At 74.2% G+C, this 22,753-nt stretch carries 15 protein-coding genes; 6 read left to right on the top strand and 9 right to left on the bottom strand.

All coding sequences use genetic code 11. From position 1 onward, the window contains the following. On the bottom strand, positions 1–957 hold a 957-nt coding region (locus ACFCV8_RS26110; RefSeq protein WP_376687879.1), incomplete at its 3' end, for a hypothetical protein. Between the two features lie 149 nt (positions 958–1,106). Between ACFCV8_RS26110 and ACFCV8_RS26105 the strand changes: the two genes are divergently transcribed. Beyond that, the gene (locus ACFCV8_RS26105; protein ID WP_376687881.1) at positions 1,107–3,143 is read left to right on the top strand and encodes a TPM domain-containing protein; all 2,037 of its coding nucleotides are present in this window, start codon (positions 1,107–1,109) and stop codon (positions 3,141–3,143) included. Between the two features lie 51 nt (positions 3,144–3,194). Beyond that, positions 3,195–3,908 (top strand): PspA/IM30 family protein, encoded by a 714-nt coding sequence (locus ACFCV8_RS26100; protein WP_376687878.1) that lies wholly within the window; start codon positions 3,195–3,197, stop codon positions 3,906–3,908. Between the two features lie 28 nt (positions 3,909–3,936). On the opposite strand, the gene ACFCV8_RS26095 is transcribed toward ACFCV8_RS26100, so the two are convergent. The 6 genes from ACFCV8_RS26095 to ACFCV8_RS26070 form a co-directional block, all read right to left on the bottom strand. Continuing rightward, complete coding sequence (locus ACFCV8_RS26095) at positions 3,937–6,465, bottom strand: SpoIIE family protein phosphatase (RefSeq protein ID WP_376687880.1); 2,529 nt, start codon at positions 6,463–6,465, stop codon at positions 3,937–3,939. 190 nt (positions 6,466–6,655) lie between these two features. Further along, positions 6,656–7,084: an ATP-binding protein gene (locus ACFCV8_RS26090; protein ID WP_376687877.1), complete on the bottom strand. Its 429-nt coding sequence runs from the start codon at positions 7,082–7,084 to the stop codon at positions 6,656–6,658. A 276-nt stretch (positions 7,085–7,360) separates the two neighbouring features. Then, positions 7,361–7,762, bottom strand: coding sequence for an NUDIX domain-containing protein (locus ACFCV8_RS26085; RefSeq protein WP_376687876.1), 402 nt, complete (start codon positions 7,760–7,762; stop codon positions 7,361–7,363). Positions 7,763–7,860: 98 nt separating this feature from the next. Next, positions 7,861–8,043, bottom strand: a complete 183-nt coding sequence (locus ACFCV8_RS26080; protein WP_376687875.1) for an SPOR domain-containing protein — start codon at positions 8,041–8,043, stop codon at positions 7,861–7,863. 372 nt (positions 8,044–8,415) lie between these two features. After that, a complete protein-coding gene (locus ACFCV8_RS26075) occupies positions 8,416–9,168 on the bottom strand; it encodes a GntR family transcriptional regulator (RefSeq protein ID WP_376687874.1) in 753 nt (250 codons plus the stop codon). Between the two features lie 432 nt (positions 9,169–9,600). Beyond that, a complete protein-coding gene (locus tag ACFCV8_RS26070) occupies positions 9,601–11,187 on the bottom strand; it encodes a S8 family serine peptidase (protein WP_376687873.1) in 1,587 nt (528 codons plus the stop codon). 232 nt (positions 11,188–11,419) lie between these two features. Here ACFCV8_RS26070 and ACFCV8_RS26065 point away from each other — a divergent pair, with 232 nt between their 5' ends. Beyond that, a complete protein-coding gene (locus ACFCV8_RS26065; protein ID WP_376687872.1) occupies positions 11,420–12,517 on the top strand; it encodes a threonine synthase in 1,098 nt (365 codons plus the stop codon). A gap of 315 nt (positions 12,518–12,832) precedes the next feature. Further along, positions 12,833–15,472, top strand: a complete 2,640-nt coding sequence (locus ACFCV8_RS26060; protein WP_376687871.1) for a glycosyl hydrolase family 65 protein — start codon at positions 12,833–12,835, stop codon at positions 15,470–15,472. On the opposite strand, the gene ACFCV8_RS26055 is transcribed toward ACFCV8_RS26060, so the two are convergent. Further along, positions 15,459–16,370 (bottom strand): N-acetylmuramoyl-L-alanine amidase, encoded by a 912-nt coding sequence (locus tag ACFCV8_RS26055; RefSeq protein WP_376687870.1) that lies wholly within the window; start codon positions 16,368–16,370, stop codon positions 15,459–15,461. The two genes, ACFCV8_RS26060 and ACFCV8_RS26055, sit on opposite strands and share 14 nt — an antisense overlap. A gap of 184 nt (positions 16,371–16,554) precedes the next feature. Next, positions 16,555–17,676, bottom strand: a complete 1,122-nt coding sequence (locus tag ACFCV8_RS26050; protein ID WP_376687869.1) for a PP2C family protein-serine/threonine phosphatase — start codon at positions 17,674–17,676, stop codon at positions 16,555–16,557. 267 nt (positions 17,677–17,943) lie between these two features. Here ACFCV8_RS26050 and ACFCV8_RS26045 point away from each other — a divergent pair, with 267 nt between their 5' ends. Both ACFCV8_RS26045 and ACFCV8_RS26040 read left to right on the top strand, forming a co-directional pair. After that, positions 17,944–18,999 (top strand): helix-turn-helix domain-containing protein, encoded by a 1,056-nt coding sequence (locus ACFCV8_RS26045; protein WP_376687868.1) that lies wholly within the window; start codon positions 17,944–17,946, stop codon positions 18,997–18,999. 294 nt (positions 19,000–19,293) lie between these two features. After that, on the top strand, positions 19,294–22,683 hold the full coding sequence (locus ACFCV8_RS26040; protein WP_376687867.1) for a S8 family serine peptidase: 3,390 nt from the start codon (positions 19,294–19,296) through the stop codon (positions 22,681–22,683). Positions 22,684–22,753 lie beyond the last annotated feature (70 nt).

The following is a 22,753-nucleotide window of genomic DNA, read 5'->3' as shown; positions in this document are numbered from 1 at the left end:
CCCCAGCCCCAGCCGGGTGCCGCGGACCGCGGCCGCGACGGTTTCGGCGGACTCGTGGTGGCCGAGGTCGTCCTCGTGGAAGAACGGCAGCCCCATCAGCAGGTCGGTGTCCTTCGGGGTCACCTCGAGGGCCAGCGCCGTCTGCCGGGCGACGTAGCCGCCGTACAGCCCCTCCAGCGGCATCCAGGTGTCGTACGACATGACGGCGATCTGGTCGACCCGGCGGGCGACCTGGCCGAAGAACTCCTGCGACCACCACTTCTGGCGGCCGGTCAGCGCCCCGTTCACCCGGTGCGCCGCCGGGAGGGGGTCGATCTGGTGGGCGGCGACCGAGAGCCGCGCCCCGCGTGCGCCGGTGAGTGCGCCGAGGTCGTCGAGGAGCGAGAGATAGTCGCGGTCGCCGGAGTGCAGCGGCTCCAGGTCGAAGTGGACGCCGTCGAACCCGGCGTCCAGGATCTGCCGGGCCGAGGCGACCACGGCGGCGCGGGACGCGGCCCGTTCCAGGCGCAGCCCGTCGGGCCCCTCGGTGGCCAGCACGTCACCGAGCCAGGCCTGGACCCGGACGCCGGGCAGGACGCGGTGCACGGCGTCGATCAGCCACCCGGCCCGCGGGTAGCGGCGGGCGGGCAGGGTGCCGTCGTGCTCCAGCGGACCGGCGTGGACGTACAGGTCCTTGATGCCGGTGCCCCTGATCCGGGCGGCGAAGGCGGCGAGGTCGGTGTCGTCCTTGCGCCCGTCGACCCAGGCGTGGCCGAGCCAGATCGCGTCGCGGCCCCGGGTGCGGGTGCCGTCGCCGGGGTCGCCCGCGTAGCCGATCCGCAGGGCGACGCCCGCGGCGAGGACCGGCACCACCAGCACCAGCGCCGCGCCCAGCGCGATCCGCCGCGGCCAGGTCCAGCGGAACCGGCCGATCCGCTCCCGTGCTCCCCGGGCCGCGCGCCCCGTCGCGGTGAACACATCCGTCTCCCCCCGTGTGCGGTGTGCCGTCGCAGTATGCACGGCCGGGTTCCGGGTCGCGGGTCACGGAGGGCGGACATAGCCTCACAAACGTGACGCCGCTCGTGAGCCGTACCCGAATATCCGTACCGGGCCGGGCCGTGCTCGCCATGCTGCTGGCGGCGGGCTGGCTGGCCCTTCCCGCCGCGCGTCCGGCCCTCGCCGACGGCCCCGTGGACCTGTCCCGGGACGGGCAGATCACCGACCGGGTCGACGCGCTGGGAAACCGTACGGACCAGGTGCGGGCCGCGCTCGACCGGCTCTACGCCGACCGCCGCGTCCAGCTCTTCGTGGTGTACGTACGCGACTTCTCCGGCCGGTCCGCGCAGAGCTGGGCCGACGCGACGGCCGACCGCAACGGACTCGGCCGGGACGACGTGCTGCTGGCCGTCGCCACCCACGACCGGCGGTACGCCTACACCGTGGAGCGGGACTCCCGGCTCACCGACGCCCAGCTGCGGGACGTGGCGGGCACCGCGATCGAGCCCGCGCTGCGGGTGCACGACTGGGCGGGCGCGGCCATCGGTGCGGCGGACGGCTACGCGGCGGTGCTGGCCGACGAGCCGGTCCCCGCTCCGTCCCTCACCCCCGGCCCCGCCGACCCCGGCGGCTCCGGTTCCGGCGGTACGAACACCGCCGATCTGGTCCTCCCGGTGGTGGTCGTGGGCGGGGCGGCGGCCGCGGCCGGTTACGCGTACACCCGGCGCAGACGGCGCGGCGCGACCCGCACCACGCCCGCCGCGAAGGGCTGGGGACCGGCCGCCGGGCCCGGCGGCCCGCCGGTGCCGCTGCCGGAGCTGGACGCCCGGGCGAAGGAGGCACTGGTGGAGACCGATGACGCGGTCCGCACCAGCGAGGAGGAGCTGGGCTTCGCCACCGCCCAGTTCGGCGAGGAGGCGGCGGCCCCGTTCACCTCCGCCGTCGACTTCGCGAAGGGTGAGCTGACCATCGCGTTCCGGGTGCGTCAGCGGCTGGACGACGCCTTCCCCGAGGACGACACGGACCGGCGCCGGATGCTCGACGAGATCCTCGCCCGCTGCGCGGACGCGGGCGCCCGCCTCGACGCGGTGTCCGGGGACTTCGACCGGCTGCGCGCCCTGGAACGCGAGGCCCCGCAGGCACTCGCCGCGGCCGAGACGGCGTTCCGGGACCTGGCCGGCCGGGTCCCGGGCGCCGAGGCCGCGCTGATCGCGATGCGCGGGCGGTACGCGGCCTCCGCCTCGGCGGCCGCCGCCGAGGACCTGGAACAGGCCAGGGACCGGCTGCTGTTCGCCACCTCGAACCTGAACCGGGCCCGGCAGTCGGTGGACGCGGCGGACCGCTCGGCTGCCGCGGTGTACATCCGGGCCGGTGAGGGCGCCGTCGACCAGGCGGCCACCCTGGTCGACGCGGTGGAGCGGCGGGCCCGGGAGCTGGCGGAGGCGGCGGACCGGCTGCCCGGCGCGCTGGCCGAGACGGAGACCGATCTGGCCGACGCGGGCGGGCTGCTCGAAGGCACCGGGGCCGGGGTGCCGACCGCGGACTTGCGGGGCCGGATCGCACGGGCCCGGTCGGTGATCGAGGCGGTGCGCGGGGAGCTGGCGGCCGGCCCGTACGACCCGATCGACGCGCTGCGCCGGGTCGAGGAGGCGGACACGGCGCTGGACGCGGCGCTGGCCGGGGCCCGGGAGCGGGAGGAGGGCGACCGGCGGGCCCTCGCCCTGCTGGACGGGGCGACGCTCACCGCGCGCTCCTCGGTCGCCGCCGCGGCCGACCTGATCGCCACCAGCCGGGGCGCGGTGGGCAGTCAGGCCCGTACCCGTCTCGCGGAGGCCCAGCGGCGGCTGGAGCGGTCCGGGGAGCTGGCCGGGACGGGCGATCCGCAGGCGGCGCTCGCCGAGGTGCAGCAGGCTGACGCGCTGGCCGGGCAGGCCCGGCGGCTGGCGGAGCACGACGTGCGGTCGTACGGCGGTCCGGGCGGGGCGGTCGGCGGCCCGGCGGGCGGCAGCGGGGTCGGCGGCGCGGTGCTCGGCGGAATCATCCTGGGCGGCCTGCTGGGCGGCGGCGGAGGCGGACGCGGGGGGTACGCCGGGGGCGGTGGCGGCGGGCCGGGCAGCTTCGGCGGCGGGGGGACCAGGGGCCGGCGCGGGGGCGGCGGCCGCTTCTGAACGACCCGTACGCACCACCCCGTCCACTCCCTTCACGACGAGGAGACGTCGATGTCCAAGCAGACCGTTCTCGGCCGGGTCACCCAGCTGGCGAAGGCCAACATCAACGCACTGCTCGACCAGGCCGAGGACCCGCAGAAGATGCTGGACCAGCTGGTCCGCGACTACACCGCCAACATCGCGGAGGCGGAGCAGGCGATCGCCTCGACCATCGGGAACCTGCGCCTGATGGAGCAGGACCACCGGGAGGACGTGGAGGCGGCGAGGGAGTGGGGCGGCAAGGCCCTGGCCGCGAGCCGGAAGGCCGACGAGCTGCGGGCGGCGGGCTCGGCGGCGGAGGCGGACCGGTTCGACGCTCTCGCCAAGGTCGCGCTCGGCCGCCAGCTCCGCTCGGAGCAGGAGGCGAAGGCCGCGGAGCCGACGATCGCCGCGCAGACCGAGGTGGTGGACCGGCTGAAGTCGGGTCTGGACCGGATGAAGGAGAAGCTGTCGGAGCTGAGGGCCAAGCGGGACGAACTGGTGGCCCGCGCCAAGTCCGCCGAGGCACAGAACCGCATGCTGGACGCGGTCAAGAGCGTGGACCTCCTCGATCCGGCCGGCGAGATCGGCCGTTTCGAGGACAAGGTGCGGCGCGAGGAGGCCCGTGCGGCGGGCAAGCGGGAGCTGGCCGCCTCGTCCCTGGACGCCCAGTTCGAGCAGTTGGACGCGCTGGGCGACCGGGCCGAGATCGAGGCCCGGCTGGCCGCCCTGAAGACCGGATCGTGACCCCGGCCGTCCGTTGCGCGCACCCCGCTCAGTACATGCTGAGCAGCTGGTCGATGGAGAGCTCGGCGGCCGGTTCCCCGTCGGGAAGGGCCAGTTCGAACCAGACGGTCTTGCCACGCGGGGTCCGCCGCGACCCCCAGCCCACACTGAGCAGTCCGACCAGCTGGAGTCCGCGCCCGCCCTCGTCGGTGTCGCGGGCCCGCCGCCGCCGGGGCTGGACCAGCCCGGCGTCCCACACCTCGCAGACCAGGGTGCGGTCGCGCAGCAGCCGGAGCCTGATCTCGCCCTCCCCGTACCGCAGGGCGTTGGTGACGAGCTCGCTGACCAGCAGCTCGGTGGTGTCCACCAGGTCGTCCAGACCCCAGGCGAGCAGCCGGTCACGGGCCAGTTCACGGGCCCGGCCCACCGAGCGGGGCTCGCGGGGCAGCCGCCAGTCGCCGACCGCCTCGGCGGGCAGGCCCTGGATACGGGCCATCAGCAGGGCGATGTCGTCCTCGCCGTGCCGGGTGTCGAGCGTGGTCAGTACGTGGTCGCAGAGTTCCTCGACCGGCCGTTCCGGCTCGACCAGCGCGCCGCGCAGGGCGTCGAGGCCCTCGTCGAGCGGGTGGTCGCGGGATTCGACGAGCCCGTCGGTGTAGAGGGCGAGCAGGGAGCCCTCCTCGAGGTCGATCTCGACCTCCTCGAAGGGTTCGCCGCCGACGCCGAGCGGCATCCCGGGCGGTACGTCTAGCAGCCGGGCCCGCTTGCCCGGTTCGACGACGGCGGGCGGCAGATGGCCCGCGTTGGCGAAGGTGCACCGCCGGGTGACCGGGTCGTAGACCGCGTAGACGCAGGTCGCCAGGTAGACCTCGGAGAGGTCGGCCTCGCGGGACTTGTGGGCGGCCCGGGAGGGCCACTGGGAGCCGCCGTCGGCCGTGACCCCGCCGGGGGTGCCGAGCCCGCGGGCCACCTCGTCGAGCGCGGCGAGGACTTCGGCGGGTTCCAGGTCCAGCAGGGCCAGGGTCCGTACGGCGGTGCGCAGTTCGCCCATGGCCACGGCGGCCCGCAGCCCGCGCCCCATCACGTCGCCGACGACGAGCGCGGTGCGGTGGCCGGGCAGCTCGATCACGTCGAACCAGTCGCCGCCCACCTCGGTGGCGGTGTTGCCGGGGAGGTAGCGGCAGGCGATGTCGAGGCCCGCGGCGACCGGGTCGCCCGGCGGCAGCAGGCTGCGCTGGAGGATCAGCGCGCGTTCGTGCTCGCGCCGGTAGAGGCGGGCGTTGTCGATGCAGACGGCGGCGCGGGCGGCCAGCTCGGTGGCGAGCCCCCGGTCCCGCTCGCCGAAGGGCTCGCTGCCCTTGGTGCGGGAGAACTGCACGAGACCGACGACGGTGTCGTGGGCGACCATCGGCACGGCGAGCGTGGACTGGACGAATCCGCGGTCGTCGCCGGGCACGTCCTCGACCCGGCCGGTGCGCAGGGCCACGGCGCACGGCGAGTTGAACGCGAAACGGTGCACGGAGCCGAGCCGGGGCGTGCCGCTCTCCCCGTCGTCCTCGGGCAGCGCGTCCGCCACCGCGCTGGCCAGGGCGACCCGGCGCAGTTCGGCGGAGCCGCCGACGGATTCCTGGCGCAGCGAGTCCCAGCTGCCCGGCGGGGCGTCGTCGCCGGTCAGCAGCCCCTGGTAGAGGTCGACGGAGGCGAGGTCGCAGAAGCCGGGCACGGCCACGTCGAGGAGCTCGCGGGCGGTGGTCTCCAGATCGAGGGAGTTGCCGATGCGGGCGCTGGCCTCGTTGAGCAGGGCCAGGTTGCGGCGGGCGCTGGCGGCCTCGCGGGCGGCGATGTGGCGGCGGGTCACATCGGTGGCGAGCCCGGCGACGCCGACGGGTCGGCCCGAGCCGGAGTGCACCCGGTACAGGTTCATGGACCAGTGGCGGCTGCCCGGTTCGCCGGGCGCCGTGCCGACGAGCTGGAGGTCGGTGACGGAGACCCCGGTCTCCAGGACGCGCCGGAGGGTGGCGGTGAGCCGGTCGGCCTCGGGGGCGGAGAGGTAGTCCTCGACGGTGCGGCCGCGGTGGTCGTCGGCCCGGCCGCCGAAGACGGTGGCGAACCGCTGGTTGGCGCGGACGACCGCCAGGTCCGTACCGAACAGCACGAACCCGAAGGGCGATTGACCGAAGATGGCCTGCGAGGCCGCCAGGTCCGTCTCGATGTGGCGCAGCGCCCGGACGTCCACGACGATGCAGAGCGCGGCCCGCTCCCCGCGCGCCGTCTCGCTCGGCATCACATAGATCTCGGCGAGCCCGTGCACGGCCCGCTCGCCCGGCATCCGGAAGGGGACCAGGCCCGTCCACTCCTTGCCGTCGAGGATCTCGGCGATCCGGCGCCGCCCCTCGGTGTGCAGTGCGGCGGGCATGAAGACGTCGACCGGGTCCATGCCGACCGCCTTGTCGGCGCCCATGCCGAAAAGGCCGGCTGCCCGGCTGCTCCACTGCTCGATCCGGCCATCGGGGCCGATCGAGAAGGAGGCGACCCTGATGTAGTCGTAGATCGAGCCAGGCGGGCTGCTCTGCCACATGATGCCGCCCGCTGTCCCAGGTATTTCGCTCACGCGACCGTCCCCTCCAGCTCACACACCGGACCGGTCCTGCCCGCAGTATTCAGCACTCCGGCCCCAACCGACACGGCGTTCACGATCACAGCACGGTCTCAGTCCCTTTCAGCCCGCTTGCGGCCGAGCCGTGATCGCAGTCCGTCCCACCCCTCTCCTAACCAGGCAGAGCCAGCTCGAACCACACGGTCTTGCCGGTCTTTCCGCGCCTGGTCCCCCAGCGCTGCGCGGAACACGCCACCAGCTGGAGCCCCCTGCCCCCTTCGTCCTCCGGCCCAGCCATACGTTCGGTGGGGGGATCCGGAAGCGGATCGGAGACCTCCACCAGCAGGCCGGAAGGGGCGGCGACGGTTTCGCCGTCGGCCCGGGGACGCACCAACCGCACGCCGATGGGGCCGGATGTATACCGCATCGAGTTGGTGACCAGCTCGCTGACCAGCAGAACCGTCATGTCCCCGGTGGCGCCGTCGATTCCCCAGGCGCTCAGCGCACCCCGGACGGCGTGCCGTGCGGACCGTGCGGCGCCCGGCTCAGCCGGGAAGGTCCACTCGGCGATGTCGCCTTCGGTGTCGATCACGCCGACCACTTCCCAAGACCAGCAGCGCGGACGTCCCGTGTGCGAGGACTACTCAGCACATACCCGATAATCAGGACGAATTACCGCCAGGAACGACACGTGGGGCGTACGGGTGTATGGCCGCGCACACGAACAGGTGAGCAGGACGGAGAGGGCGCACACGGCTCCGGCACGCGCCGCCGCCGTGGCGCCCGCCACCGTTCCGACCGCCCGGAGGGCCGCCCGTCCGACCGCCCGGAGGGCCGTCCCGCCCGGACCGTCCCGACCGCCCGGCCGGCCCCCGGGTCAGCGCAGCGCGCCCGCGGCCTTCAGGTCGTCGAACAGCAGCTGGTCGACCGGCGGGACGAGCGGCCGGTCGGCGTACGAGAACCAGGCCATCTCCTCGATCTCGTTGCTGACCGTCAGCGTTCCCCGGTAATCGGCCGCGTAACAGCTCATGCGTACGACCACGCCGTCGGGATGGCCGTGCGCCTGCGCCTCGTACGTGCCCATCGGGGACACCGTGGCGGGGAGGATGGCCACACTCAGCTCCTCCTCGACCTCGCGCAGCAGGGTCTGGAGGTCGGTCTCCCGCCCCTCGCGCTTGCCGCCGGGGATGTAGAAGACGTCCTTCCCCCGCGATCGGGCGCAGAGAATCCTGCCGTCCTCCACCCGCACCCATGCCACCGTGTCGATCAGGCCCGACATCGCTTCCGCCTTCGTTCGTACCGCCAGGTCGCAAGGACCCTAACGAGGCGGCGGACCCCCGGCGGACGCCGGGGCGCGGGCGGAGGTCGCGGGCGGGGTCAGGCGCGGGGGCCGCGCTCGACGCGCTCCACCCAGTAGAGCTGCTCGTGCCCGCGGCCGTCGAGCTTGTCGGCGATCGCCTGGGCCTCGCCCTGCGTGGCGTAGTGGCCGACGCGGTAGCGATTGCCGTTGTCGTCCTGTCGTATGACCAGCCAGGGAAGAGTGGCGCCGCTGTCGCTCATCGCGCGCCTCCCCCGGACCGTGCCCCTCCCACGAACATCGTGCACCTCACTAAGGATCCCCAGGAAACCGCAGTACGCATATGCGCGAGCGTACGCCTGACCTTCACTCAACGGATACGTAATTACACAAAGAGGCACCGATCAGGCCGAGAAGGCCGGGAAGAAGGCCGAGAGAGGGAGGCCCGAGAGGGCCCGAGGGGAGCCGGAGGGGCCGGGGAGGAGCGCCCCCAAGGGGAGCCGGAGGGGCCGGGAAGGAGCGACGGGAGGGTGACGGGAAGCAGCGAAAAGGGGCGCATCCGACCGGATACGCCCCTGCGAGGCACCTTACGACCGGGCCATGACAAGCACATGCTCGTCACGGCGACCGGCGGCTCACCGGACCGGGAGGTGGTACCCGACCCGGAAGCGGTCGGCGGGCACCACCACGTCCGCCGTCTCGACCGCCCGGCCCGAGGCGTAGTACGTCCGCTCGATCACCATGACCACATGGCCCGGCACACCGCCGAGCGCCAGGAGCTCCTCCGCCAGCCCCGGGCGCGCGCCGACCTGCTCGGCCACGTTGTCCACGACGACGTCGATCGCGGCCATCCGGTCGACCACCCCGCAGCCCCCCAGCGGCCCCTCCTCCGGCAGCATCACCGGCGTACGCCCGGTCACGGCGAGCGGCTCCCAGGAGGTGGAGAGCATCATCGGCTCCCCGGCCTCACGGAAGGTGTAGGCCGTCCGCATCACGCGGTCGCCGGGCTCGATGCCCAGGCGCGCGGCGACCTCGGCGCTCGCCGCCTCCTGCTCGCTGCGCGACTCCCACGTCCCGTGCACCCCCTCCGCCGTCTGCTCCTGGCGGAACGGACTGGCCCCGGCCGCCGAGCGGTAGCCGGAACGGGCGATCCGCCGGGGGACGGGACGCTCGCGCACATACGTACCGGAGCCGGAACGGCCCTCCACCAGACCCTCGGCCATCAGCACCTTCCGCGCCTCCAGCGCGACGGTGTCCGAGACGCCGTACTCCTCGCGGATACGGGCCTGCGAAGGCAGACGCGTATGCGGCGGCAGCGAACCGCTGACGATCTTCTCCCGCAGATCGCTCGCGACGCGCAGATACGCCGGCTGCTCACCGAAAGCCACAGGCCACTCCCAACAGGTTGACGGACTGCAACAGATTGACAACCGTCGGTTGTGAACCGCAAGCATGGGCCAGAGATTCACCCGAAGTGATGATTCGCTCCCCGTCCGCGCATGGACGGCCGCGCCCCGCACACGCCCGGCCCGGCCCCGCACACGCCCCGCCCGGTCCCGCCGCGCGCCCGCGCGGACCCGGCCACCGGCCGCCGGAGAACTCCCGCCCCCTGCACGGCCGGCACCCGTCCCCGGTTCACCCGGGCCGCTCCCGGCTCCGGCGTGAGCCGGCCGCCTCCCGGCGCACGGCCGTGGGGCGGCCGCCGAAGCAACCGCCCCACATGTTCCGCGCAGGTCCTGCCCATGTTCCACGCATCATGGGCGCGTCATCACGGCGGGCTCTTCGTCACGACGGACGTGCCGTCACCGCCGCCCGTGGGGTCAGAACTGCAGGCCCCAGGAGTTGAGCCGCCCGGTGTCCCCGCCCGCGTTGTCGGTGACCCGGAGCTTCCAGGTGCCGTTGGCGACCTCCGAGGACGCGTTCACCGAGTAGGTGGTCTTCACGTCGTCGGCGCTGCCGCCGGTCCCGTACGCCTTCAGGTTGTAGACCGAACCGTCGGGCGCGACCAGGTCTATCTTCAGGTCGCCGCTGTAGGTGTGGGTGATGTCCACCGGCACGCTGAGCGCGGACGGGGCGTTGCCGCTGACCCCGCTGACGGTGATCGGCGATTCGACGGTGGCGTAGTCGGCGATGCCGTAGCTCGTGGTGCTCTCGAACTTCTTGCCGGTCGGCGGGGTGGTGGAGCCGGTGCCGACGTTCAGCAGGCGGTTCGGCGAGCCCGTGCCCGGGCTGGTGACCACTCCGGTGCTGGCGGCGGCGACCAGTCCGGCGGAGACCTGCGCCGGGGACTCGCCCGGGTGGTCGGCCAGGTAGAGCGCGGCGGCACCGGCCACGTGCGGGCTCGCCATCGACGTACCGGAGATGGTGTTGGTGGCGCTGTCGCCGCTGTTCCAGGACGACGTGATCGACGAGCCGGGGGCGAAGATGTCCACCACGGTGCCGTAGTTGGAGAAGCTGGAGCGGGCGTCGGTGCTGGTGGTGGAGCCGACCGTGATGGCCTCGGAGACCCGCGCCGGGGACTTCGTGGAGGCGTCGGTGGACTCGTTGCCCGCGGCGACGGCGTAGGTCACGCCGGACGCGATGGACTTGCGCACGGCGGCGTCGAGCACCGGGTCGGCCCCGCCGCCCAGGCTCATGTTGGCCACCGCGGGCTTGACCGCGTTCGCGGTCACCCAGTCGATGCCCGCGACGACCTGCTCGGTCGTGCCGGAGCCGCTGTTGTCGAGGACCCGGACGGCGACGATCTTCGCCTTCTTGGCCACGCCGTACGACGTGCCCGCGACGGTGCCCGCCACATGGGTGCCGTGGCCGTTGCCGTCCTGCGCGGTGTTGTCGTTGTCGATGGCGTCGTAACCGTTGGAGGCCCGGCCGCCGAAGTCGCTGTGGCTGATCCGTACGCCGGTGTCGATGATGTACGCGGTGACGCCCGCGCCGCCGTGGTCCGGGTAGGTGTAACTCTGGTTCAGCGGAAGGGACTTCTGGTCGATCCGGTCGAGTCCCCAGGAGGGCGGCGAGGTCTGGGTGCCGGTGGCGTGGAAGGTCCGGTTCTGCACGACGGACTCGACGGCCGGGTCGGCGGCGAGCTTCTTCGCCTGCGCCTCGGAGAGCCGCACCGAGTAGCCGTTGAGCGCGGCGCGGTAGGTCTTCCGGATCTTGGCGCCGTACTCCTCGGCGAGCGCCCGGCCCTTCGCGGAGCCCGCCTCGGCCACCGACTCGTCGAGCGTGACGATGTAGCTGCCGCTGATGGTGCCCGGGGCACCGGCGTTCTGGATCCGGCCCTCGGCGGCGGGCCCGGACGCCGTGGCGGGGAACACCGCCGCGCCGGACAGCGCGAGGGCCGCACCCGCCACCACACTCGCCGCGGCCAGTCTTCGGCGGGCGAAGGGGGTGTGACGTGTCACTGACATGTGGGGGGCCTCCTCGATATGCGGTGCTCAGGTGGGGGATCACGTGCGTCGAGACGGAGTGCTGCCGAACAAGAAAAGGCATGGGCATGACAATCCATTGGTGGGATCGCCGCGCCGCCCAAGTCCCCGTCGACAGCGAAAGATTGACCGATTCTTGGGAATCGCACAAGGGTGCGCCAAGCTGCGCAATACCTTCGCCACGGGGCGGTCACGCGCCTGACATGCTGACCGCATGCCCTCATACATCTGCCCGAAGGACGGCACCCGCGCCGACACCACCGCTCTCACCTGGTGCTGCCCGCTCTGCCGCGGCCCCTGGGACCTCGCGTTCGAGCCCGCCGGCACGCTCGCGCTCGACTCCCTGGCGGGGCGCGTCAATTCACTGTGGCGTTACGAGGAGGTGCTGCCGCTCTCCGCGCCCGCGACGAGCCTCGGCGAGGGACGCACCCCGCTCGTCCCGCTCACCGGGACGGTCTCGGCCAAGCTCGACTTCCTGATGCCGACGCTCTCCTTCAAGGACCGCGGCGCGGTGATGCTCGCGGAGCTGGCCCGGCGGCTCGCGCCGGAGCGCGTCGTCGCGGACAGCAGCGGCAACGCCGGTACGGCCGTCGCCGCGTACTGCGCCCGCGCCTCGCTGCCCTGCACGGTGTACGTCCCCGAGGGCACCTCCGCGAAGAAGACCGAGCAGATCCGGGCCCACGGCGCCCGCCTGGAGATCGTCCCGGGCGACCGCGAGGCGACCGCGGCCGCCGCCCGCGCCGCCGCCGACATGCCCGGCACCTTCTACGCCTCGCACGTCTTCAACCCGTACTTCCTGCACGGCACGAAGACCTATGTGTACGAGCTGTGGGAGGACCTCGGCGGGCGGCTGCCCGATGCCATCGCCGTACCGGTCGGCAACGGCACACTGCTGCTGGGCGCGGCCCTGGCCACCGCCGAGCTGCACGCCCGGGGGCTGATCGACCGGCGGCCCGCGCTGATCGCCGTCCAGGCCGAGGCGGTCTCCCCGCTGGCCGCCGCCTTCCGGGCGGGTGCCGACGGGCTGCCCGACGCCCCGGCGGGCCCGGCCGCCGCCACCCTCGCCGAGGGCATCGCCATCACCCGTCCGCCACGCGCCGGGGCCGTCCTGGCCGCGGTCCGGGAGTCGGGCGGCACCTTCCTCACGGTGACCGAGGACCAGATCCGCGCCGCCCAGCTGGATCTGGCCGCGCGCGGCCTCTACGTCGAGACCACGGGCGTCGCCTGCTGGGCGGCGGTCGGCGGCTGGACGGACCGGAGCGTCGTGGTCCCGCTGTGCGGCGCGGGCCTGAAGACCGGTCCCGCCACCTGACCCCGCCGGGCCCGGCGTCCCTGGCTGCCCCCGGGCCCGGCGTCCCTGGCTGCCCCCGGGCCCGGCGTCCCTGGCTGCCCCCGGGCCCGGCGTCCCTGGGTGCCCCCGGTCCCGTGAACGGCCGGATCGGCCCGTCGCCGGGTGTCCACCGCACATCGCCGGGTGTCCACCGCCCGTCATCGGCCCGGCCCCGCCCGTCATCGGCCCGGCCTCGCCCGTCACCGGCCCGGCCCCGCCCGGAACGGCCGCGCCGTCGCCCGATCACCCCGCGCGCCGCGCACCACCGGGCGGGCCGCGGCTTTCTACGGTCGTACGGTGAGCCTTCCGCGCATCCGCCCCCGCACCGCCCTCGTCCCCCTCGCGTCGCTGCTCGCGGGCGCCCTGCTCGCCGCCTCCCCGGCCCCCGCCGCCCCGGCCCCCTTCTCGGGGGCGGCGGCACCGCCCGCCCCGGCGGCCCCCGCCTGCGGCCGGGACACCGACCCCGCCTGGGCGCCGACGTCCACCCGTTACGGCGAGGCGGCCGGTCACGACCCGTACACCGGCAACGGGTACCTGGGCCACCGGGTGCCGGCCGCCGGGGCCGGGTACGCCGCCCCGGGCGGGAAGACCGGCTGGCCGCTGTACACCCCGCGCTACGACGGCGCCTTCGTCTCCGGCCTGTTCGGCCGCGAACCGGATCTCGCGGCCGGCCGCGAGGTGGCCGCCGCGCTGCCCAGCTGGACCGCCCTGGACCTGCGCGTCGGCGGGGAGACCTACGGCCCCGGCACACCCGCCGGGCGGATCTCGCACTACCGCCAGACCCTCTTCCTGCGCTGCGGACTGGTGCGCACCGCACTGCGCTGGACCACGGCCGACGGCCGCGCGACCGACCTGGTCTACGAGGTGCTCGCCGACCGGTCCGCGGTGCACACCGGCGCCGTACGGCTGCGCCTGACCCCGCGCTGGAGCGGCACCGCGACCGTCACCGCGCGCCTCGACCCGCGCGGCGCGCGCCGGATCGACCTCGCCGCCGACGGCACCTTCCGCACCCGGGGCACCAAGGTCCGGGGCGCGATCGTCCAGGAGGTACGCTCCGGCGGCTCCACGACGGCGCTCACACCCCGGAGCACGCACCGGGTACGCGCCGGGCGCACGTACACCGTCGAGAAGTTCGTCGGCGTCGACACCGCGCTCACCTCCTCCGACCCGCGCACCACGGCGCGCGACGCCGCCCGGCGGGCCGCCCGCCGGGGCTGGTCCGGGGTCCTCTCGGCGAACGCGGCGGCCTGGCGGCGGGACTGGGCGGCCGACGTCACCGTCCCCGGCGACCCGGAACTCCAGAAGTGGCTGCGGGCGGCCCAGTACGGGCTGCTGGCGTCCACCCGGGCCGGGTCCCGGGACAGTGTCGCCCCGGCAGGTCTGACCAGCGACTCCTACGCGGGGATGGTGTTCTGGGACGCCGAGACCTGGATGTACCCGGGGCTGCTGGTCACCCGGCCCGAGCTGGCCCGTTCCGTCGTCGAGTACCGCCACCGCACCCGCGGCGCGGCCCGCGAGAACGCCCGGAAGCTGGGATTCCAGGGCCTGTTCCATCCCTGGACCGGGGCGAGCCGCGGCGAGCTGTGGTCCGAGTGCCAGAGCTGGAACCCGCCGCACTGCGTCACCCAGATCCACCTCCAGGGAGATGTGGCGCTGGCCGTCTGGCAGTACTACCTGGCGACCGGGGACCGCGAGTGGCTGGCCCGGAGCGGCTGGCCGCTGCTGGCGGGGGCGGCCGACTTCTGGGTCTCACGGGCCACCGCCGACGCGGACGGCGGCTACTCGCTGAAGGAGGTCGCGGGCCCCGACGAGTACAGCAACGGCGTCACCGACGGGGTCTACACCAACGCGGTCGCGGCCACCTCCCTGCGCGACGCCACCCGCGCGGCCCGGCTGCTCGGCCACCCCGCACCGGACGCCTGGCAGCGGGTCGCGGACGGGCTGCGCATCCCGTACGACCCGGCGCGCAAGCTGTTCCTCCAGTACGCGGGGTACGACGGCTCGACGATCAAGCAGGCCGACACGGTGCTGCTGATCTACCCGCTGGAGTGGCCGATGGAGCCCGGCGCCGCCGCAGCCACCCTCGACCACTACGCGGCGCGCACCGACCCGGACGGCCCGGCGATGACCGACTCGGTGCACGCGATCGACGCGGCCGCGATCGGGGAGCCGGGCTGCGCGACGTACACCTATCTCCAGCGCGCGGTACGGCCGTTCGTCCGTGGCCCGTACGTGTTGTTCAGCGAGGCCCGGGGTGCCAGGGCGGGGGCCCAGGACCCGCTGGCGGGCGCGCCCGCCGAGGACTTCCTGACCGGGAAGGGCGGCTTCCTCCAGGTCTTCACGCACGGGCTGACCGGGCTGCGGCTGCGGGAGGACGGGGTGCGGCTCGATCCGCTGCTGCCGCCGCAGCTGGCGCGCGGCGTCACCCTGACCGGCCTGCGCTACCAGGGGCGTACGTTCGACGTGGTGATCGGCCCGCGCACGACGACGGTGCGGCTGACCTCGGGCGCCCCCTTCACCGTCCACTCCCCCGCCGGTCCCCGCCTGCTGAACGGCACGCTGACACTGCCGACCCGCCGCCCGGACCTGGCGGCGACGAACGACGCGGCCCGCTGCCGCCCGGTGACGGCGGACTCCGAGGCCCCGGGGCTGTACGCGGCGGCCGCGGTGGACGGCAGCCCGGCCACCGTCTGGTCCCCGGCCGGCCGGACGGGGGCGCTGACGGTGGACCTGGGGCGGACGGGCGCGGCGGCCTCGGCCGTACCGGAGTGGGCCGGGCCGCACCCGGCCGCGTACCGCCTGGACGTCTCGGCCGACCGGAAGAACTGGCGGCCCTACCGGGCGGGGGCAGTGGCCCGCTGGGTCCGGCTGACGGTCACCTCGGCGGACGCGGACAGGCCCACGGGCGTGCGGGAGCTGAGGGTCACCTGGCGGTGACCGGCGGGCGGACCGGGGCGGGCGCGGCCGGGCGGGCAGCACCGGGTGCCGTCGGGCGGGCCGTGGCGGGCGCCGCCGCGGCCTTGGTCTGGAGGTCCGCGGCGAGCTTGCGGATCGCGGGGAGCCGGGCGAAGAGCGCCTCGCCGGGGCAGTTGGTGGCGAAGCCGTCGCGGTGGCCGGATATCGCGTCGAACGAGGCCGAAGTCCCCTTGGGATAGCGACTGTTGTCGTTGGTGGACGTGAGCCGCGCCTTGCCCAGGGGGTCGACGCCGCTCAGGCCGAGCTTCCAGGCGGCGACCGCCGCGATCGCGCGTTCCATGGCGGCCGGTACGGGTGTCCCCGGGCCGAAGGTGCCGATGGCGGCGACCCCGGTGGTGCCCCGGTTGAAGCCGAGGGTGTGGGAGCCGACGACGGGCCGGTCGACCCCGCCCGCGCGGCCTTCGTAGACGGTGCCGCAGCGGTCGACGAGGAAGTTGTACCCCATGTCGCCCCAGTGCAGGTCACCGGTCTGGCCGTCGTACAGGTTGCGCAGGGTGCGGGGGACGTCCGCGCAGTCGTAGTCGTTGGGGGTGTCGGTGTGGTGGACGAAGACCGCGCCGACGCCGCCCGCGTACTTGGCGTACGGGTCGCGTCTGGTCTCGTCGGCCCGCCATCCCGCCCGGGGCACGATGGCGGGCCGGGGGGCCGAGCGGGGCGGGGCCATCCGCATCGCGCCGAACGCGGGGAACGGCCGCTCGGCCCGGCTCGGGCGGACGGCCGCTTCGAGCCGCCCCGCGGCGAGCGGCGGCTGGGGAGCACGGTCACGGGCGGGCCGGGCGACGGTCACTCCGGCGGGCGCGGCCAGCAGGGGAAGTGCCACGGGCACGACGGCCCACAGCGCTATTCGGTACAGACGCACAGGAAGAACCCTCTTCGTCGTTCGCCGCGTCGGCGGCGGGAGCGCATATGCCCACAGCCTCACGGCGGCCCGCCCCCGGCGCGCGCGGGGTTAGTGCAGACAGGCGAGCACGACGACGCGCCGGGAAGCGGGCCTTCGCCCGGGTGGTCGCACCGCGTCCGCCGCAGTGGCGCCGACGGCGCGCTCAGCGGTACGGGGACCGTCGCACGGAGAGGATCGCCACGTCGTCGTGCTGTTGCTCCTTCTCGGCGAACGCGCGCGCGTCGTCGTGAAGGGCGCGCGGCAGATCGGTGGCGGGGAGCGACACGTGCCGGGCGAGGCTCTCGGTGACGGGGAAGAACGCGCCGTCGGCGGACCGGGTCTCGGTGAGCCCGTCGGTGGTGAGCAGCAGCGTCGCGCCGGGCGGGAAGGCGAACCAGTCGACGGTCGCGGGCTCGGCGGACAGCTCGGCGAGACCGAGGGGGACACCCGAGGTGAGGTCGGGCGTGGTGACGGTGGTGTCGTGGAGCAGATGCGGCAGTACGTGACCGCAGTTGACGGCCTGTGCCTCTTCCTGCGCGTCGACGTTGATGATCAGGGCCGTGACGAACCGTTCGTCGTCGCCGGTCTGCGCCGCGTACGAGTTGTGCAGGACGACGGAGGCGTCCAGGGCGTCGACGAGCGCGGTCAGGGTGGGTTCTCTGTGAGCACTCGCGCGGAAGGCACCGATGACGGCGAAGGCGGCGCCCACCGCGGGCAGGCCCTTGCCCTGGACGTCGCCGATCAGCACCCGCGTCCCCCAGGGGGAGGCCACGACGTCGTAGATGTCGCCGCCGACGAGCCGGTCCTCCTGCACCGGCTCGTACACGCCGTCTACCAGGACGTCGTCGGTGAGCATGGGCAGCGGGCGCAGGATGTGACGCTGCATCGCGACGGCCGTGGAGCGCAGCCGCAGTGTCTCCCGTTCGCGGCCGATGCGGCGGTGGCAGGCGTAGACGGAGGCCGCGCCCAGGACGAGGGTGAGCAGCATCATGAGGATTCTGTCGAGCCACGGCCGCCCGTCACCGTGCCGCAGGAGCATGGTGCCGATGACGACGAGTACGGTCCAGGCGAACACGAACCCCGTCTGACGCACGGTGCACAGCGCCGATGCCGCCCCCGGCAGGAACACGAGGAGGCCGAGCAGCCACACCGGGGATTCGGACAGGAACCCCAGGACCCCCACCAGAACGGTCACGGCGGCGACGGCGGCCGCCACCTGGGCCGTGGTGGGTGGTTCGATCGTGTCAACCGGTCGGGCGGACTTCTTCCGATGTGTGCGGGGCACGGGACCTCCGGGGCGAATGGGGCATTTCCCGTACCGTAGGCACGCTCGGCCGCAGGTCGGTCACGCCCCGCCGGGGACGGTCCGGTGACTGCCCCCGGCCCGCGCGGAACGGGTGGCGCGCGGCCGGGGCGGAGCGGCTGGTTCGCGGCCGGGGCGGCCGGTGGGCACGGTCCGGCGGGGGGATAGGGTTCGGGCCCCGGCGGAAGTCCTCGCGGCCCGTCGAGCCGTGCCGGGGCCGAGGACGGCGGCTGCCCGAGGGAGTTTTGGATGCTGCAGGCGTTGGGGCTGAGCCCGGACGAGGAGACCGTCTACACCGCGCTGCTGGCCCGGCCGACCGCCTCCGCGCGGGACCTCGCCGGGCAGACCGGGCTCGGCAGGGACGACGCCGCCCGCGTCCTGCACGACCTGGCGGCACGCGGTCTGGTCGCGGTCGCGGTCGAAGCCGGGACGGACGGGACGGCCGGGACGTGCGGGGCGGCAGGCGCCCGGGCGGGTGCCGGAACCGGCGACGGCTCCGCCACCCCCTACCGGCTCACGCCGCCCTCCGTGGCCCTGGCCCCGCTCCTGGTCGAGCAGCGCAACGCCCTGCACCGGGCCGAGACCGCGTTCTCGATGCTGACCGAGCAGTACCGCAGTACCGCCGCCCACTCGGCGGGCAGTGTCGTGGAGGTGGTGGTCGGGGTGGAGCAGGTCGCGCACCGGTTCCACCAGCTCCAGCGCGGCGCGCAGCGGGAGCTGCTCGTCTTCCTCGTCGGCACGCCCATCGCGGTGCCGCGCGCGGACACCGGTCTGTCGGAGAGCGCCGCGCTGGACCGGGGGGTGGATTTCCGGGTCGTGGCCACGAAGGACTATCTCGACGGCCACGAGGTGGCCCGGGAGATGCGTGCGGCGATCACGGCGGGGCTGGAGCTGCGCCTGGTCGAGGAGTTGCCGCTGAAGATGGTCGTGTCGGACCGTCAGCGCGCCATGGTGCCGCTGGACATGACCGGATCCGGGGGCGAGCCCAGCGCCATCGTGGTGCATCGCAGCGGTCTGCTCACCGCCCTGGTCCAGCTCTTCGAGAAGGAATGGGACCAGGCCCGGCCGCTGTATCCCACCCCCACGGGGGTACGGATGCAGCCGACGGCGGAGCGGCAGCCGACCGTGGGTGAACTGGAGGTTCTCGCACTCCTGTTGGCCGGGGTGTCGGACCGGCGCGCGGCGTCGCAGCTCGGTGTCTCCATCCGCACCGTGGAGCGTCGGACACGTCGGCTGATGGACCTCGCCGGGGCGGACTCGCGCCTCCAGCTCGGCTGGCACGCCGCCCGCGCGGGCTGGCTGTGAACCACCCCGCCCACTGACCGGGACCGTGCACGGCGTACCGCCGGAACGGAGCAGGACGTACCGCCGGAACGGGGCAGGACGTACCGCCGGATCGGGGCAGGACGTACCCCCAGGACCGTGCACGGCGTACCGCCGGGGTGGCGCCGGGCGTACCGCCGGGACCGCGCACACGGCACGGTGACGGAAAACCGACATGCGCGAAACCCGTCACGCACAGGCATCCCCGACGCGTCGGCCCGTCTGCCAGGCTGCAGCCGCACCACGGCATTTCACCGCGTCGAAGCAGGGAGATCCATGCGCCCCCTCACCCATATATCCCTGGCCGCGGCCTGCGCCGCCGCCCTGGCCCTCACCGCGGTCGCTCCGTCCGGGGCGTCGGGCACGCCACCCGACGACGGCCCGCGGAAGAGACCGGTCGTCGGCAGCGGCTCCGCACCGTCCGGCGGCCGGCAGACGGCGGTCACGCTCATCACCGGCGACAAGGTCCTCGTGACCACGGACGCATCGGGCCGCAGCTCCGCGGCGGTGCTGCCGCGCGAGGACGGCACCCGGCCGGTGGTCCAGACGTACCAGTCGGGCAAGGACCTCTACGTCTACCCCGACGGCGCCTCCCGGGCCGTCGCCGAGGGCCGGGTCGACGAGCGGCTGTTCAACGTCACCGGCCTCATCCGCCAGGGGTACGACGACGCGCACACCGACACGCTGCCGCTCATCGCCACCTACGGGACGGGCGTGAACGTCGCACGGAGCGCGCCCGCGGCCCCCCGCGGCTCCGAACGCAGGCTGCTCCTCCCCGCGGTGGGCGGCGTCGCCCTCACCGCGGACAAGGACAGCGCCGCCGCCTTCTGGCGCGACGTCACCGCCCCGGACTCCCGTTCCGCCTCCGCGCCGCGGAAGCTGTGGCTGGACGGGAAGGTCGAGGCCACCCTGGACCGGTCCACCCGGCAGGTCCACGCGCCGGAGGCCTGGGCGGCCGGTCACGACGGCAGCGGCACCAAGGTCGCCGTGCTGGACACGGGGGTGGACGCCGGGCACCCGGATCTCGTGGACCGGGTCACCGCCTCCGAGAACTTCACGGACTCCGCGACCACCGACGACCGGGTGGGCCACGGCACCCACACCGCCTCCACCGTCGGCGGCTCCGGAGCGGCGAGCGACGGCCGGAAGAAGGGCGTGGCCCCGGGCACCTCCCTGCTCATCGGGAAGGTGCTCAACGACGCCGGGTACGGGCAGGACTCGTGGGTCATCGCGGGCATGCAGTGGGCCGTCGACCAGCGAGCCGACGTCGTCTCCATGAGCCTGGGCAGCCAGGCGATCGGGGACTGCACCGACCCGGTGGCCCAGGCCACGCAGAAGCTCGCGCAGAGCACCCGCACCCTGTTCGTCGTCGCCGCGGGCAACGCCGGGCCGGGCACCGAAACGGTCTCCTCGCCCGGGTGCGTGCCCGAGGTGCTGACGGTCGGCGCGGTGGACCGTGACGACAGCACCGCCCCGTTCTCCAGCCGGGGCCCGGTGGCTGTCACGCACACCCTCAAGCCCGAGATCGCCGCGCCCGGCGTCGGCATCTCGGCGGCGAGCGCGGGCGGCCGCGGCGTGTACGCCTACCGGTCGATGTCCGGTACGTCGATGGCCACCCCGCACGTCGCGGGCGCCGCGGCCGTCGTCCGGGGCGCCCACCCGGACTGGACCGCGCAGCAGATCAAGTCCGCACTCGTCTCCTCGGCCCGCACCGGCGGCGGGGTGGAGGGCGCGGACCGGACCGGGGCCGGCGTCCTCGACGTGTTCGCCGCGGTGAACCAGAAGGTGCTGGCCGCGCCCGCCGTCCAGGGCGGCAGCTACAACTGGCCGCAGGGCGCCTCGGACCGCACCACCGTGACGGTGCCCTTCACCAACACCGGCGGCAGCGCCGTGACCCTGGGCCTGAAGGCCGACGGCGTGCACGGCAACGACGGCAGCGAGGTCCGCTCCGGCGTCGTCGAGCCGGTGCGGCACAGGGTGACGGTCCCGGCGGGTGCCACGGTCCAGGTGCCGGTGCGGATCGATCCCACCGCGCGCCTGAAGGACTCCCAGTACGGCGCGGTCACCGGCCGCATCCTGGCCACCGGCCGCGGTGTGCACGTCTCCGTGCCGGTCACGCTCTACGTCGAGCCCGAGACGGTCACCCTCCGGGTCAAGGCCGTGGACCGCGACGGCCGGCCCGCGGCCGGCTCCTCCTCCCTGGACCTGATCAGCCTGGACATCGACAAGGGCGAGCGCCGCATCAACTCCGGGGCCGCCGAGCAGACGTACCGCGTCCGCCCGGGAAGCTTCTCCCTCAGCGCCTTCCTGACGACCAACAATGCCAACGGGGCACCCGGGTCGGTCAGTTACCTCGCGAAGCCGCAGCTCCGGATCACCAAGGACACCACGGTCGTCCTCGACGCCCGGCAGGCCCACCGGCTGAGCCTGAGGACCGAACGGCCGACGGTGGTGGACGCGGCCACGATCGGCTACGCCCGGATCTGGGACGACACCTGGCTGGTCGCCGGATCGCTCTCCATGGACGGCAGCGTCCAGGATCTCTACGCGGACGTCGACGGACGCACCACGTACGGCACCTTCGAGTTCCGGCCCACCTGGCACGCCACCGGTTCCGAGGGCGGCTCGCCGTACGTCTACAACCTGACGTTCCCGACCTCGGGACCGCTCCGCTCCGACCAGGTCTACCGGCCCAGGGACTCCCGGCTGGCGCGGGTCGCCGAGACCTGGAACGCCGTGGGCAAGGAAGCGGACTACCTCGACGCCCTGTTCGTCCGCCGTCCCGAGAGCGGCAGCGACTACATCCCGGTGAGCCAGTTCGCCGAGGTGCACGTACCCGCGACCCGTACCGCGTACTACTCGACCGGCGACGACGTCTGGTACCACGGCGCGATGAGCAGCTTCCCGTTCGCCGCGTTCCTGGGCGACCAGGAGCGCACCTACCGGCCGGGCGAGCGGCGGGCCGAGGAGTGGTACCGCGGCGCGCTGCGACCGGCCGCCCCCCGGGACACCGACGGCAAGCCCGTGCTGGCCGCCGAGCGGCAGGGCGACCTGATGGGCATCCAGACCGCGTTCTGGCTCGACGGCTCCGGCGACCACTGGTCCCCCGGCGGGTCGTTCGGCGACATCGGCAACCTGCGGCTGAAGCGGAACGGTGAGGAGATCGGCCGACGCGCCGACCCGTACGGCGTGTTCCAGGTGCCGGACGACGACTCCGTCTACGAGCTCACCCAGAACCTGCAGAAGATCCAGAGCTCGGACAAGAACTGGCTGCGTTCCAGCGCGGTCACCACCTCCTGGACCTTCCGCTCCCACCGTGAGCCGGACGTCTACTCGCGCGGCCTCCCGCTCCTCTTCCCCGCGTACGACGTGCCGGTGGACGGCCTGAACACCGTGCCCGCGCACAAGGACACGGAGATCGGACTGTCGGCCGAGGGCCACGCGGGATACGCCGCGGGCGCGATCACCGCCGCGTCGCTGTCGTACTCCTACGACGGCGGCACCACCTGGATCCAGGCCCCGACCGGGCACCGTGACGGCCGTTGGACGGCCGTCCTCGACCACACCGGCGCCTCCGGCAAGCCGGTCACGCTGAAGGCCTCCCTCACCGACGCCAACGGCAACGCGGTCACCCAGACGATCACCCGCGCCTACGACGTGCGGTGATCCGGACAGTCACCCGCGGCCACGACGTGCGGTGATCCCGGTTCCGGCCGGGCGGCCCCTCCTCGCGGGG

Origin of the sequence: Streptomyces sp. NPDC056347, assembly GCF_042262625.1 — a bacterium.
Lineage (GTDB): Bacteria > Actinomycetota > Actinomycetes > Streptomycetales > Streptomycetaceae > Streptomyces.
The sequence above is the reverse complement of the archived record's forward strand: the minus strand, read 5'-3'. Positions and strand labels throughout refer to the sequence as shown.